This is a genomic window from Fodinicola feengrottensis (assembly GCF_039530045.1).
Classification (GTDB): Bacteria; Actinomycetota; Actinomycetes; order Mycobacteriales; family HKI-0501; genus Fodinicola; species Fodinicola feengrottensis.
The window spans coordinates 1-14,317 of record NZ_BAAANY010000040.1 but is presented as its reverse complement, the minus strand read 5'-3'; the positions used below and the strand labels follow the sequence as shown (position 1 = coordinate 14,317).

Sequence of the window (14,317 nt, the reverse complement as noted above, 5' to 3'; positions counted from 1 at the left end):
GAGGGCTGATTCTCCGGAATTGCTAGCCTATGACGCTTGGGACGGCGACGTATATCCCCGTCGGCGAGACGTTACCTGGGCGTACGGGCGATAGAGGGGCAACACCACTCGATCAATCAATTGGGTCACGTATTCGTCATCGAGCGCCAGGTCCATAAGGACCGTACGGGCGAACATCATCGACACAGCGACCGTCGTGACCAGGTCGTCCGCGGCGGCGTCTGGGCGTAGTTCGCCGCGGGTGATGGCGCGGCTGATCACCGCGACCATGATCTTCTGGTCGCGGGCGACGATGCTGGCTCGTACGAGGGTGCCGAGATCGGCGTTGTCGCGGAGGGCGGTCAAAAGTCCGGCCAAAATCCCGGGTTCGAGGCGGTTCGCGAGGGCACGGGCGTGGACTATGAGATCTCCACGTAAGGTTCCAGTGTCGTCGATGCCATCGGGGCCGGTGAGCGCCTCCCGGATCGCGGCCATGACCAGCGACGTTTTATCAGGCCAGCGGCGGTAAATCGAGGTGCGGGCGGTGCCGGCCCGGGTGGCGACCGCGGCGATGCTCAGCCGGTCGAAGCCGATTTCGCCGAGCAGTTCCAGTGTCGCCGTGCCGATCGCCGCATCCAGGTCAGGATCCTGTGTACGTCCCATTACCCTCCTTTGCGCTACAGTAGTGTAGCGCAATCGAGAGGGGTACGAGATGAAAACGCATGTGGTGGTCGGGGGCACCGGCGGCACCGGGACGGCGTTGGTTAGCGAGCTGCGGGGTCGTGGGCTGCCGGTTCGTACGGTCAGCCGGCGTGGTGGCAGCGGGTCGGATGGGGTGGAAGCGGTGGCGGCCGACGCTTGCGATGCCGCTCGGATGCGTGCGGTCTGCGCGGACGCGGCCGCGGTTTACCACTGCGTACGGCCGCCATTGCCGGTGTGGCGATCGGTCTATCCGGAGGTCAACCGGTCGCTGGTGACCGCTGCCGGGGCGGCCGGCGCGGTGCTGGTTTTCGCTGACGACACGTGGATGTATGGCAAGGTCGACGGCCCGATGACCGAGGACCTGCCGTCGCGGCCGGTGAGTGGGCTCGGGGTCATGCGGGCGTGGATGGCCGACATGCTGTTGGCCGCTCACTACCGAGGCGACGCCCAGGTCGTGGTCGCAAGAGCCGGTGAGCTTTACGGCCCGCGCGTTGACTCGGTGCTCGCTGGCAGCCTGTTCGGGCGGGCGGTGGCTGGCCGCAAGCCGATGTGGTTTGGCGACCCCGACCAGCCGATCACGCCCACCTACATCAACGACTTCGCCCAGGGATTGGCCAGTGTTGCGGCGGATCCTGAGGCTTGGGGCGAGGTGTGGCACGTGCCGCACGGGGCGCCGATCACCGGCCGGGCATTCGCCGGCGTGCTGTGCGGCCAGGTTGGTCGGGCCGCTGGCGTACGCACCCTTTCCAGCCGGACTGCGAAAATGCTCGGACTGGTGTCGACGGTGGCTCGGATCGGCAGCGAGGTGCTTTACCAATTCGAGCAACCTTTCGTGGTGGATTCCAGCAAATACCACAAAAGATTCGACGCGGACGCGACACCTTACGAGACTGGAATCGCCGAGACCCTCGCCTGGTATCGGCTCAACGGCGGCAAGTCACTGATGATCCCGAGCAGCTAGTGTCTGGGTGCCCAGCACGGTGAGCAGCGCGAGGCGTTCGGCGTCTGGGCTGTCGGGTTCGGCGGTGTAGATCATGATCCGCAGGTCGCTGCCGGCCACCGTCAGGATGTCGCAGTCGAGCGTCACCGGACCAACATCGGGATGGTGAATGGTCTTGCGGGCCGCCTCGTGGCTGCCGACTGTGCCGGTGTCCCAGAGCTCGGCGAACCGCTCGCTGCGGGTCTGCAGGTCAGCGACCAGTTGCCGGAGCCGTTGGTCAGCCGGATAGCGGCCAGCGGCGGCACGCAGGTCGGCGACCTGGGCGGCTTCCAGTTGGCGCCGGGCTTGCGCGGTCGGTTGGACGCGGTTGACTGGGCCGAGGAACGTACGCCAGACGCCGTTGCGTTCGTTGCCGCGCAGCTCGGACGGGTCGCCCATCAGTGCGGCGAACGGCTGGTTGGCGACCAGCAGCGTCCAAGTCGCGTCGTAGACCGCGACGGGGGTGCCGGTCAGCCGGTCCAGCATCCGCTGGACGCTCGGCGTGACGTGCGCCGGGACGGTGTCCCGTCCTGGCGCGGCGAGGCCGGCCAGCTCGAACAGGTGACCGCGCTCGGTTCCGGCCAGCCGGAGTGCCCGGACCAGGGCCTCCACGACCTGCGCCGACGGGTTGGCGGCGCGGCCCTGCTCCAGCCGGGTGACGTAGTCGACCGAAATGCCGGCCAGCAGGGCCAGTTCCTCCCGGCGCAGCCCGGCGGCGCGTCGGTGACCGCCGGTGGGCAGCCCGGCCGCCGCTGGCGTGACCCGGTCGCGCCACCGTCGTACGGCCTGCCCGAACTCGGTCGCTGTCATATTGACAAGTGTGCGCCGAAAATCGCTGGCCTGCCTGGTATCGGCAGTCCCAGGAAGACGGGTCGACTGGCTGGCAGCACGGCCCGGTCGCAGTCTTGGGGGCATGAAAACAATGCTGATTACCGGAGCGAACAAGGGTCTCGGCTTCGAGACCGCCCGCCAACTCATCGCCGCTGGGCACACAGTCTACCTCGGCAGCCGGGACGCCGATCGGGGCCGCCAGGCGGCCGAAAAGATCGGCGCCCGAATGGTTGTCATCGATGTCACGGACGATGCGTCGGTGGCCGCTGCGGTCCAGACGATCGAGGCCGACGGCGGATTGGACGTGTTGATCAACAACGCCGGCGTGGAGGGGCGTACGCCCGATGGGGGAGTCGTCGGTGCGGCCGACGAGACCGCCGACCAGATGCGGACTTTGTTCGAAACAAACGTCTTCGGCCTGGTACGGGTGACGCACGCGTTCCTGCCGCTGCTGCAGCGCTCCGCCGCGCCGGTGGTGGTCAACCTCAGCAGCGGGCTCGGCTCGCTGGCCGCGGTCACCGCTCCCGGACTGCCGACCTTCGGCTATCCCGGGATCGCTTACCCGGCCTCGAAAACCGCGGTCAACATGATCACTGTGCAGTATGCGAAGGCTCTTCCGAACATGCGCGTCAACGCGGTGGAGCCGGGTTACACCAAAACGGATTTGAATGCGAACACCGGCATCCAGACCGTCGAGGAAGGCGCCGAGATTATCGTACGGATGGCCCAGATCGGACCCGACGGCCAGACCGGCGGCTATCTCAGCGCGCACGGCCCGATTCCTTGGTGACGGGGCTGGAACGTGACGGTGATGGACTTCTCGGCTGCCAGCAGGGATAGTCATTTTTTGCGGTGATGTCGGTGGTGATACCGAAAAGTCCTCTCATGGGTGGAAAGGGAAATTGTGCCGCAAACCCTGAACCGGTTCAGCCCCGCTGTCGCATCGATGGCCGCCGAATGCCCGGACATGTCGGCGCTGCGGCTGGTGTTGGCGGGCAAGGACTGGAGCGGGGCCGTCGAACGGGCCACCCACGCGTTGCGGACGCCACCCTGCCGGACCGAGCCGGCCTGTCTCGTACGCGCCTTCGCGGTGTTCGTCTACGCCGGCCAGCTGACCCTCGCCGATGAGCTGGCTGAACCGTTGCGTCGAACGGCAACCGACGCGCCCGCACTTGCGGACACGATCGTGCTGCTCAACGGGCGGTTGGCGGGCCGTCGAGGCGACCTCGATGGAGCCTTGGACGCCTACCAGAAGCTGGGTCGGTCCGCCGCCGACCCGACGCTGCGGCTACTGGCCGCGGCGGCGGCGACCGAGCTGGCGGCCCAGCGTGAGGACCCGGACCTCGCGGCCGCGCTGATCACTGGGTCGGAGCTGGAGGCGGCGCTGCGGGCCGGGGTGACCTGCGCGCCGTTCCTGCGGATCGGCCGGGCGGCCATGCACCGATGCAACGGAAATTTCGGGGCGGCGCTGTCCGACTATCTTGATGCTGGACGGAAATTCGGAGCACGTGGCATTCGCGGCCCGGCGGTCTCCTGCTGGCGGTCGAACGCGGCGCTGTGCGCGCACGCGACCGGCCGGCAGCGGCTTGCCACCGTGCTCGCCCGGCAGGCATACACCGCCGCGAGTGGCTGGGCCGAGCCGTACGCGCTCGGGCGGGCCACTTTCGTGCTGGGCGTGGTGGATGGCGGCAGCGCTCGTACGGACCTATTTTCCGATGCCGCCGAGCTGTTCGAGATCGCGCGGGCGCCGGCCGAACAGGGCGCGGTGCTGTACGAACTGGGCTGCCGGCTCGCCGCCGATCGGCCGGCAGCCGCCCGGCAGCGGTTGGAGCGGGCTCGCGGATTGTTTGTCGCGGTGGGAAACGGTGTGCGGGCCGCCCGGGCCGACGACCAGCTGCGGCGGCTGCCGACCCGGTCGCCGACCGGCCGGCTGTCGGTGATGGAGGTCAAGGCGGTCCGGTTGGCCGCCGCCGGTTACACGAACCGGCAAATCGCCAACAAGCTCTTTCTGGCCGTACGCACCGTCGAGGCGCACTTGTCGCGGGCGTACGCCAAGCTCGGCATCGCCGGTCGTGAGGACCTCGCGTGGTCGGCGGCGCCGATCCGGTCGGTACGACCGTAGAGACGGCGCGGGGAAGCGGTCGAATAATGGTCCGCACATTCTCCACGGGAGGTCAAAAATGACCAGACGTTGGACAGTCGCGGCGCTGTTGGCGGTCGCGATGGCAGTCACCGGAGCCGGATTCTCGGCCGCGGCGGCGGCGATCAACCACACGGTCACCTTCGTCAATCAGACCGGGCAGACGGTGTGGATCGGCAGCACGGTGAACGCCGATCGCTCGGTCAATTTCGCTGGCCTGCCGACGCTCGCGAACGGCCAGTCCGCAACGATCACCATTCCGGAGACCACCGACCCGGGCCATTGGCGCGGCAAGTTCTTCGCCCGGCAGGGGTGTTCGGGCAATTCCGGCTCCAGTTTTCACTGCCAGGTCGCCGACTGCGGCCCGTACGCCGACCGGTGCAGCCTCGGCGAACAGCCGGCGAGCCTCGCCGAATTCAACTTCGACAGCTCCGACGGTTTGGCGCCCTGGTACGACGTGAGTTACGTCAACGCATTCTCGGTGCCGATCACCATTGAGCCGGTTAACGCGACCACGTCCTGCGGCACCGCTGGCTGCCCGGAAAACCTGCTGCCGTACTGCCCCTCCGCCTACCTGCAGCACTGGCCGGACGGCCGGCCGATGAACTGCGTCAATCCGAACCGGGACGCGCAAACGGACTACAGCGACGCGATCAAATCGCACTGCCCGAAGGCGTACGCGTGGTCGAAACAAGACCAGGAGCCTGGCAACCAGGTCGTTTATCAGTGCAACTCGTGCAACGGCTTCCGAATCACCTTCCATCAGGTCTGATGGTCAACCCTCTTTTTCCCCGAAAGGTTGGTGAATCCACGTGCCCAGACTGCGTAGGTACGCGGCTGTTCTGGCCATCGCGGTCGCTTTCGTCGCGGCCACCGCGAGTCCCGCATCCGCCAGCATTCCCATCGGTCAGCCGATAAACGGCATCTCCACCTGGTACAACGACGCTGGTTACGGCGCTTGCGGCACGCAACTCAACGCCGCGACCGACTGGTTGGTGGCCGCGCCGTACGCATACTGGACGACCGCGAACCCCAACAACGACCCGATTTGCAACCTCTCGATCGAGGTGACCTACCAGGGCAACACGATTCGCGTTCCGGTGCGGGACAAGTGCCCGAGCTGCGACGCCTCGCACATCGATCTCAGCGCGCCGGCCTTCGGATCGCTGGCCAACCGTGACATTGGCGTCATCCAGGTCACCTGGAAGTTCGTCAACTAGTCTGTCTTGCCGGCCCGCTTCGCCCTTGGTTGGGGCGGGCCTGTCAATTAAATTCGCGAGAAGAATGTCATCAGTTCACGGCGGCCGGCGATGCCCAGCTTGCGGTAGACCCCGGACAGGTGGAATTCGACCGTACGCACCGTGAGCGACTCTTCCTCGGCGATCCGCCGGTTGCTGTGGCCGGCCCGCGCGAGCGCCGCGATCTTGCGCTCCTGCCGGGTCAACGCCGCCACCCCGGTGCCGTTCACGATCCGGTGCCAGGTGGCGTCGGCACGCTGTTTCCACAGCCGGTAGCCGCCGCTTTCCGCGCGTACTTTCTCCACCAGCCGGACCGCTTCCCGGCGTTTTCCGGCCGCCGCGAGGGCCAACGCGAGATCGTGCCGGACGCGCAGCAGTTCCCCGATCGCCTGGCTGCCCACCAGCTCCTCCTCCGCCTGCTGCAGCAGCGGGAGGTCACCGCCGATCGAGACCGCCAGCGCATGCGTCGCCACGCCGATCGCGCGGCGGCTGCCCCAGCGCTCGGCGGCCATCGATTCCTGCCGGGCCAGCGCCTCCGCGAACACCGTTCTTCCCATCGCGTACGCGCAAAGCGCCGCCCGCGACCGCCACGGCAGCACCGCCGGGCACGTCACCGCTCGCTCGCCGAGCGCTCGGCCGCAGGCGAGCCAGTCGGCGTACGCGAGGTCGAGGCGGTCGGCGGCGGCGTGCAGGGTGGCGCGGGCAGCCAGCAGGTCGATCCGCTCCGCAGCGTCGTCCAGCGCGCCGACGAACCCGGCGTCCAGCAAGTCGTCGTACGCGTCCTGCACCTCGCCGGCGTCCGCGAGCGCGGCCACCCGCCAGGCCAGCGCCAGGTCCCGCAGGCCCGGTCGGACGCCCCGGTCAAGTGCTCCGGCGAGCAGTTCCGCGGCCCTGCCAGGCTCTCCCACCAGTCCGGCCAACCGGCCGCTGAGCAGCGCCAACGCGTCCCGATCGCGGGTCGGCACGGCTCGGCCGAGGCACTCCCAAGCGTGCCGCAGAGCCTGCGTGGCGTACCCGATCTCGTCGGCCGCGAACAGCACGACAATGGCGAGCCAGAACGCCTCCAGTCGCCATCGTGGCGCGGCCAGCACCCGACGCGCGGCGGCCACCGCGGCTTCCCGCTGAGCTCCGCGATTGGTCATCATGACAGCCATAAGCGCGTCTTGGCTGTCGGAACAGAGGCCGCCTGGCACGTGGATCAGCTCGCCGAATCGCTGCCGGTGGCCGGCACTGGCTCCCTCGATCGCCGCGGTGACGATCACGTCTGCCTCGCCCCAGCGGCTCTGCCCGGCCAGCCGGGCGTGCGCTGCCCTTGCTTCGTCAAATGCCGCGTCCACCGTGGTCATATCGCTGCCGTCATCTCGCACATCTCCCGGCGAAAACGCGTGCGATGTCGCGTCATGTGAAAATGTTTCCAATTTCGCAACGTATATCGCGAAATACCCGCTGTCAACGTCCTTCGGGAATTGTTCGAAAATGACGGACAAAACGGACGGTGATCAGGATTTTTCGTTAACTTCACGCGGAAGGGAAAGGTAATTCCGCGGTTAATGTGACAGGTTCGATAATAGCCGCGCGACGCGCATAAATGCCCGGCGGTCGGCCGTCGTCAGGCCGGACAACAGCTGGTCCTCGGCGGCCTGGATGCGCGCTCGGGCGGACCGGCGGACTTTCTGGCCCTGTGCGGTGATCGCCAGCAGGCGGACGCGGCGGTCCTGCGGGTCGGGTTCGCGGGTGATGTGGCCGGCGGCCTGGAGTGCGTCGAGGGTGCTGATGATCCGGGTCTTATCGGCCCCGATGGCGGTGGCGAGCGCGGCCTGGGTCCGGATCGGGCTGTCGTCCAGGACGCTGAGCACCGAATATGCCCACATCGAGATGCCGTGTTCGGCGAGGATCGGCAGCTCCATCGCGATCAGGGACTCGACCAGTGGGTGCAGCATCGCGGCGAGGTCGCGGCGGTCGGCATCCATGTCGCTCAGGATACCGATTGACAGATCGTACGCGCAGATAGATCATAAGCACATGCCTACTAATGAGCTTCACGCGTACGACCGGCTGGCAACGCAGGTTGATCTGGTCGCGTTGGACGCCCAAGCGGTACGCACCAGCATCGACCTTGTCAGCCACCTCACCCACGCCGATCTCGCCGCGCCAACTCCCTGCGGGGAGTGGACGTTGCGGGAACTGCTTAGCCACATGATTGCCCAGCACAACGGATTCGCGTCCGCGGCGGAGGGCGGCACCGATCCGCGGGCATGGGCGCAGCGGCCGCTGAGTGACCATCCGATCGAGGAATACCGAGCGTCCGCGGAGCGGTTGATGGCGGCCTTCGCGGCCGAGAACATCCTGGAAAAACGGTTCGCGCTACCGGAAATCAATCCGGCGGCGACCCTCACCGCGGCGATCGGGATCTGCGCGCATTTCATCGACTACGTCGTTCATTCCTGGGACGTCGCGAAGACTCTGGGCCGGCCGGTGGAATTCGAGGCGGAACTGCTCAAAGTCGGAGTCACGGTCGCCCAAACCGTGCCGTCCGGTGCGGCACGCCTCTCGCCGGACGCCGCATTCGGGCCGGAGGTGACCTGGTCCGGCGGATCGGACCTCGACCACATCGTCGCGCTGCTCGGCCGTTCCCCGCACTGGCCCGACGAAGGCTGACATTCGCGAGCCGGAGGTCGTCCGCGAGTAGCAGTACGGCTCATCCCGCCGCGCGACGCATTCGGCTGTCTTTCTGGGAATCGTGAACACGTCTCGATTCCCAGAAAGGAAGAGAATGCGCAGAACCAGACGCGTAGGCGTACTGGCGGTGGCGCTCGTCGCGGTGACGGCGTTGGCGGCCGCGGCCGCGCCTACGCAGGTGGCGACAGCTTTGCTGACCGCGACAGCGCCGGCTCAAGCCACCACCGCACTGCTGGCCGGCACTGCGCGGCCCACCGTCGCCTGGGGTGTGTGTCCGCCGGATATCGCCGCCGAGCCGGGCGGCGACGCGCTGCGGTGTGGCTCGATTTCGGTGCCGCTGGACTACCGCAACCCACAGGGGCGGCAGATTTCCGTTGCGGTATCGAAACTTCCAGCGATCGCCGGCGGGCAACGGCGTGGTGTCATGCTGCTGAACCCGGGCGGTCCGGGCGGTCCCGGGCTGGATTGGCCGCTGGAGGTGGGCGGGCTGGCGCCGGCCAGCCTGTTGCGGACGTACGACCTGATCGGGTTCGATCCGCGCGGACTCGGCCGCAGCACGCCACAAACCTGCGGCACGACCCCGGACCAGCAAAGCATCTTGCCGCCGTATCCGACCTCCGCCGGGTTCGCCGCGGACGCGGCCAGCCAGAAACAGCTCGTTCACCAGTGTTTCGCGCGCAGCGGTCGGTCCTGCCGTACCTCACCACCGCGAACACCGCTCGCGATATGGACCAGATCCGGATCGCCTTGGGGGAGCCGAAAATCTCCTACTTCGGGTTCTCGTACGGAACGTACCTGGGTGCGGTCTATTCGACGCTGTTCCCGGCCCGAACCGATCGGGTCCTGCTGGACAGCTCCGTCGGTCCGCGGCTGGTGTGGCGGGACCAGTTCCGCGGCTTTGGGCCGGCGAACGAACTTCGCTTTCCCGACTTCGAGAAATTCGCCGCGGCGCACCATGACACGTACGCGCTCGGCGCGACCCCGGACGCCGTACGCGCGACTTACTTCCGGTTGGCGGCGAAGCTCGACGCGCACCCGCAAGAAGACCTGACCGGCAACAGTTTCCGTAACACCACCCGCGTGGCCCTCATCAGCGATGACAACTTTCCTGAGTTGGCGCAGATGTGGCAGCAGGTCGACAAGAACGGGACGGTGAAACGTACGGCACTGGCCGACCAGCCGGATGACTCCAGCACGGCTGTGCTGCTGAGTATCATCTGTGGAGACACGTCATGGACGAAGGACCTCGCCACGTACCAAGCGGACAGTGTCCGTGACGCGAAGCGCTACCCGATTTCCGGCGCGATGGCGTCGAATGTCTGGCCATGCGCTTTCTGGCCGGTGGCCCCGAAAGAGCCGCTGGTCAAGATCACCGCGGACGGTCCGTCGAACATTCTCGTGATGCAGAATCTGCGCGACCCGGCAACCTACTATCCCGGTGGCGTACAAATGCGCGCGGCACTGGGAAATCGGGCTCGGCTGGTGAGCGTGGACCAAGGCGGTCACGGTGTCTATCTGCTGAGCCAGAATGCCTGTGCGGCCGATATCGCCACCCAGTTCCTGGTCAGCGGAGCATTCCCGGCACAGGACAGGTTCTGTACGGGCACCACAGGATCGCCCAATGGGGATCGAGGAAGCGCTATCAAGCGAATAGAGGCAAGCGACCGCCTCTTCTGACGACCGATATCACCGGAGGGCATTGATTTTGTCTCGCAGGTTTTCGGCGTCTTCGTCGCGTCCTTGCTGCCGACAGAGATCCAGCGCCTCCTGCCACACCTCGCGGGCGTGGTCGTACTGGCCGAGAGACTCGTACGGATGGCCGAGCCGGTCCAGGGTGGATGCCAGCAGGTAAGTCGAGCCAATGCGGCTGAGCAACGCAAGGGCCGACCGGTAATGCTCGACGGCCTGATCGTGGTGTCCGGTTTGGTGGGCGATGTAGCCGAGGCTGTCCAGCGTCGTCGCCTGTCCCTCAAGAGCGTCATGGCGACGGAACAGCTCGAGCGCGGCATGGCAGTGCTCGCGGGCCTGGCCGTGGTCGCCGAGCTGTGCGGCGTACCAGCCGGCGGCATTGAGGGCGCCGGCTTCCCAGAAGGGATTGTCGAGCGTACGACAGAGTCGTAGGGCTTGGATGGCGTGATCGTGCGCCTTGCCGATGTCTCCGCGCGTCATCCACGCGGCGGCAAGGGTCCGGTGAGTGTGTGCCTGGTTCGTGTCGTCCTGGTGTTGTTCGGCGAGCGCGAGGGTCTGGTGGAGGTGGTCGATCGCCTCGTCGTGCTCGCCCAGATCGGCGTGCGCCCGGCCGAGCAGCCGGTGGGCCAGGATGTGGGCGGTCGGGTTGGCGAGGTGCAGGGCGGCGGCCAGGCCGGTCTGCCAAATCGCCAGCCGGTCGCGGAGTTGCCCACGCCGGCGCAGGAAGGGCTCCACGGTCCAGGTCAGGCCCCAGACGCACTGGTGCCATTCGTGGCTGATGGCGGTCTCTCGGGTCGCCAGCAGACAACGGTATTCGCTGTCGAACCAGGTCAGCGCGGACTGGTCGTCGGGCGGCGAGTACGCGCGAGTGCCGGGCACCGGTTGCGTCAGGCTGATCGGCTCGCGATGCGGATTGAGCTGCCGGTCGGCGTTGTGGGCAGTGTGCAGGTAAAAGTCGCAGAGGCGGCGCAACGCCGAGATTCGTCGTTCTTCGGGCAGCAACTTCGCGATATCGCTGGCGTAGTGCCGAATCAGATCGTGCATTCGATATCGGCCGTCGGCGCTCTGGGTGATCAGCGAGGCCTGTTCCAGGCCACCCAACAGTTTTCTGGTGTCGCTCGGGTCGTGGTGCATCAGGCTGGCGGCGGCGGCGAGCCCGATGTCCGGTCCGGGCGCGATGCCGACCAGCGCGAACGTCGTTCGCTGAGGAGGCGTGAGCGCACGATGTGACCAGGACAGTACGGCTGGCAGGCTGGCGGTCGGATCGTCGTCGGCCAGCGCGTCCAGTCCGAGGTCGCGCAGCTCGTCGGCCAGTACGGCCAACGGCAGCCGCGGGCGGACCTGCGCGTGCGCGGCGATAATGCTCAGTGCCAACGGAAATCCGCCGCACAACTCGATCAGTTGCTCCGCCGCGGCCGGTTCGGCCGCCACCCGGCACTCGCCGAGCCGGTTGGTGAGCAGGGCGCCGGCCTCGGTCTCGGACAGCGCGTCAAGCGGTACGTGTTGGGCCGCGTGCCGGGTGATCAGGCCAGTCAGCCGGGTGCGGCTGGTGACCACCACGGTGCAGGTTTGGCCGCCAGGCAACAACGGGACGATCTGGCCGCTGTCGGTGGCGTTGTCGAGCACCATCAGCATCCGCTTGTCCGCCACCAGATCGCGGAACATCGCGGCCCTGGCATGCGGGTCGATCGGGATACGGTCCGGCCCGACGCCCAGCGCGTCGAGAAATCCGCGGACAGCGGTGGCCGGGTCCATCGGTGCGGTGTCCGGGCTGAAACCCCGCAAATCCACGAAAAGTTGGCCGTCTGGGTATTGGTCGGCATGCCGGTGGGCCCAGTTCAGCGCCAACCATGTCTTGCCGATCCCACCGGATCCGGCAATGGAGGAAATACGGACGGTGTCGTCGGCCAGTGCCGCGTCCAAGTGCGCCAAGGCGTCCTCCCGGCCGACGAACCCAGTCGGCGCGGCGGGCAGTTGCCGGGCGGGTCGAGGTGTCGTCTCGCTGGTGGCATTGGCCGTACCGACCGAAAGACGCACATCGGCGGGCGCCAGGAGTGACTCGTCGTTGCGCAGTACGGCCAGTTCGAGCTCACTGAGCGCCGGACCGGGATCGATCCCGAGCTCGTCGCGCAGCTTCGCCCGTACCCGCTGGCACACCTGCAGCGCATGACCGGCCTGACCCGACCGGTAGAGCGTGAGGACGAGCTGGCTGGCCATCCGCTCCCGCATCGGATGCGCCTCCAGCAGGCTGGTCAACCCGTCGATCAGGCTCCGGTGCAGCCCGAGGCGCAGCAAGGCGTCGGCCCGGTCCTCCAGTGCGAGCAGCCGAGCCTCTTCGAGATTTCCGCACAGCCGCAGTCGTACGTCCGAGGACACCGCGCCGTCCAGTGCCGTTCCCCGCCACAGCCGCAAAGCGCGGTCGTACAGCCCGACGGCGATCTCGTCCGTGGCGGCTTCGCGGGCTTGCCCGAGCGTCGCGACGAAGCGGTGTGCGTCGACCAGTTCTGGATCGATGTTCAGCCGATATCCCGAGCCTTCGCTGACCAACGCCACCCCGTGCGCGAGCCCGTCGGCGGCCGCGATCGTCGCCCGCAGCCGGGAAATCCGGCCGTGGATGGCGGTCCGCGCCGACGCCGGCGGGTCTTGTGGCCAGGACAGGTCCACGAGTCGTTCGGTCGAGATGACCCGGTTCGCCTCCAGGAGCAGGACGGCGAGGACCAACCGCTGTTTCGGCGGCCCGAGTTCCAGCCGCCTGGGACCCGACCACGCTTCAACGCAGCCCAATACGCCGAACTCGATTTCCTGGTGCGCCACCACGACCCCAACCTAAGTGGTCAGCGTGGTGTTTCACAGTGCCGGAACGGACGGTCTGATCGTTCTGGACAGGATCGTGTTAGCGAGGTGTTAGCGGCCCCGGGAACACTCCGCTCATGATCGCGCTCGAGCTGCTCCCGCTCGGTGTCACCGCTGGTCGTACGGGCGCGGCTGGTCGCGGCCACGGTGGTCCGAGACACCCATGACTCCGACCTGTGTTCTGGAGGCCGCCGTGGTTGATCAAACGTGCGGTCGCTTTGCTCGCGGACGTGGTGCCTGGCGTTGTCGTACGCCGGCTGCGTGGTTAGCGGATTTGTCCAGTAATTCCCGACGGAATGGAGACCACATGTCCCTCGCGAAATTGTCCGACGCCGCCGTCCGGTGGCTGCTGCCCCGTACGACCGCGGCCGCGTGTCGCCCGCCGGACCCCTGTGACAGCTGCGCGAACCCCGTTCGCGTTTGTTACAACGGCCGCATGAACACGATAAAGTACACGTTGAAGGTCAACAACTGTTCGGGCCAGTGCGTCGTCGGCAAAAAGCAGGTTTGCTGGATCGGAGACCCGGGCCGAATCTGCTAGCTTCGATCTCTCGCGCTGCTCACCGCGCCGATGGAGACCCGGTCGCGGCTGGGCACCCGCCGGGTCCTCGCCGCCGAGGCACGCAAGGTCGCCGTGGACACTTTCCTTCGCGCGTACGCCGTCGACTGACAGCGCAACAACCCGCAGCCCCGCTGGGCACTGATGCGGTCGCGTAACGGCGGGGTCCCTTGTCGCAGTTGTTGTCCCGCGCCTAACTCGACCACGTACGCCGAGGATCACGTGGAAATCGACGACATCATGGGGATAGGGAGGGAACAGTATTCCTCACTCGGGGGTGGTTCTGGCAGTGCCTTTTGGATCCAGGACTGGGAGTATCCGGCGATAGGTGTGTATTTCGGCACTACGCCGAGCGCAGGCCACGACATGATCGCGTTCGACTACCGCGAGTGCGGTCCCGATGGTGAACCGCGGGTTGTTCATGTCGGCCAGGAAGACGACTATCGGATCACCGTGCTCGCACCGGACTTTTGTGAGCGTCATTCAGGCGCTCCGGCCCAGCGAGGATCACGCCGACGACGTCTTCTGACCCTGATTGCGGGGCTCAAGGCCAAAAATATTGCCTCCGACGGACCCTCGCCGGCGCTCCTTCCTACCGTTAGAACGGTGGTGGTGGGTATTCGTCGTTGGGTGTGACGTCGTAGGTGCGTCCGGTGGGGCTGGTCCAG

General features: G+C 67.0%; 13 protein-coding genes. 8 read left to right on the top strand and 5 right to left on the bottom strand.

Annotated elements, in window-relative coordinates; all coding sequences use genetic code 11:
• Positions 1-27: 27 nt before the first annotated feature.
• Positions 28-642: a TetR/AcrR family transcriptional regulator gene (locus ABD301_RS37415; RefSeq protein WP_344314844.1), complete on the bottom strand. Its 615-nt coding sequence runs from the start codon at positions 640-642 to the stop codon at positions 28-30.
• Positions 643-691: 49 nt separating this feature from the next.
• On the opposite strand from ABD301_RS37415, the gene ABD301_RS37410 reads away from it, so the two are divergent.
• A complete protein-coding gene (locus tag ABD301_RS37410; RefSeq protein WP_344314843.1) occupies positions 692-1,642 on the top strand; it encodes an NAD-dependent epimerase/dehydratase family protein in 951 nt (316 codons plus the stop codon).
• On the opposite strand, the gene ABD301_RS37405 is transcribed toward ABD301_RS37410, so the two are convergent.
• Positions 1,619-2,470, bottom strand: coding sequence for a helix-turn-helix transcriptional regulator (locus ABD301_RS37405; protein ID WP_344314840.1), 852 nt, complete (start codon positions 2,468-2,470; stop codon positions 1,619-1,621). The genes ABD301_RS37410 and ABD301_RS37405 overlap by 24 nt on opposite strands.
• Before the next feature lie 103 nt (positions 2,471-2,573).
• Between ABD301_RS37405 and ABD301_RS37400 the strand changes: the two genes are divergently transcribed.
• The 4 genes from ABD301_RS37400 (at position 2,574) to ABD301_RS37385 (ending at position 5,851) form a co-directional block, all read left to right on the top strand.
• Positions 2,574-3,281, top strand: a complete 708-nt coding sequence (locus ABD301_RS37400; protein WP_344314839.1) for an SDR family NAD(P)-dependent oxidoreductase — start codon at positions 2,574-2,576, stop codon at positions 3,279-3,281.
• Positions 3,282-3,395: 114 nt separating this feature from the next.
• A complete protein-coding gene (locus ABD301_RS37395; protein ID WP_344314837.1) occupies positions 3,396-4,613 on the top strand; it encodes a LuxR C-terminal-related transcriptional regulator in 1,218 nt (405 codons plus the stop codon).
• Between the two features lie 58 nt (positions 4,614-4,671).
• Complete coding sequence (locus ABD301_RS37390) at positions 4,672-5,403, top strand: thaumatin family protein (protein ID WP_344314836.1); 732 nt, start codon at positions 4,672-4,674, stop codon at positions 5,401-5,403.
• Between the two features lie 40 nt (positions 5,404-5,443).
• On the top strand, positions 5,444-5,851 hold the full coding sequence (locus ABD301_RS37385) for a cysteine/serine endopeptidase inhibitor (protein ID WP_163568505.1): 408 nt from the start codon (positions 5,444-5,446) through the stop codon (positions 5,849-5,851).
• Between the two features lie 47 nt (positions 5,852-5,898).
• On the opposite strand, the gene ABD301_RS37380 is transcribed toward ABD301_RS37385, so the two are convergent.
• Entirely contained in the window at positions 5,899-7,215 is a 1,317-nt protein-coding gene (locus ABD301_RS37380) for a helix-turn-helix transcriptional regulator (RefSeq protein WP_344314835.1), read from the bottom strand.
• Positions 7,216-7,416: 201 nt separating this feature from the next.
• Positions 7,417-7,839, bottom strand: coding sequence for a MarR family winged helix-turn-helix transcriptional regulator (locus ABD301_RS37375; protein WP_344314834.1), 423 nt, complete (start codon positions 7,837-7,839; stop codon positions 7,417-7,419).
• A 52-nt stretch (positions 7,840-7,891) separates the two neighbouring features.
• Here ABD301_RS37375 and ABD301_RS37370 point away from each other — a divergent pair, with 52 nt between their 5' ends.
• Together ABD301_RS37370 and ABD301_RS37365 are read left to right on the top strand one after the other, a co-directional pair.
• Complete coding sequence (locus ABD301_RS37370; RefSeq protein WP_163568508.1) at positions 7,892-8,527, top strand: TIGR03086 family metal-binding protein; 636 nt, start codon at positions 7,892-7,894, stop codon at positions 8,525-8,527.
• A gap of 687 nt (positions 8,528-9,214) precedes the next feature.
• A complete protein-coding gene (locus tag ABD301_RS37365) occupies positions 9,215-10,225 on the top strand; it encodes an alpha/beta hydrolase (protein ID WP_344314833.1) in 1,011 nt (336 codons plus the stop codon).
• A 9-nt stretch (positions 10,226-10,234) separates the two neighbouring features.
• Here the strand turns inward: ABD301_RS37365 and ABD301_RS37360 are convergent, their stop codons facing one another.
• Positions 10,235-13,054 carry an AfsR/SARP family transcriptional regulator gene (locus tag ABD301_RS37360; RefSeq protein WP_344314832.1) on the bottom strand — a complete coding sequence of 940 codons (2,820 nt, stop codon included), beginning with the start codon at positions 13,052-13,054 and terminating at the stop codon, positions 10,235-10,237.
• A 739-nt stretch (positions 13,055-13,793) separates the two neighbouring features.
• On the opposite strand from ABD301_RS37360, the gene ABD301_RS37355 reads away from it, so the two are divergent.
• Positions 13,794-14,285, top strand: a complete 492-nt coding sequence (locus tag ABD301_RS37355; RefSeq protein ID WP_163573786.1) for an SMI1/KNR4 family protein — start codon at positions 13,794-13,796, stop codon at positions 14,283-14,285.
• Positions 14,286-14,317 lie beyond the last annotated feature (32 nt).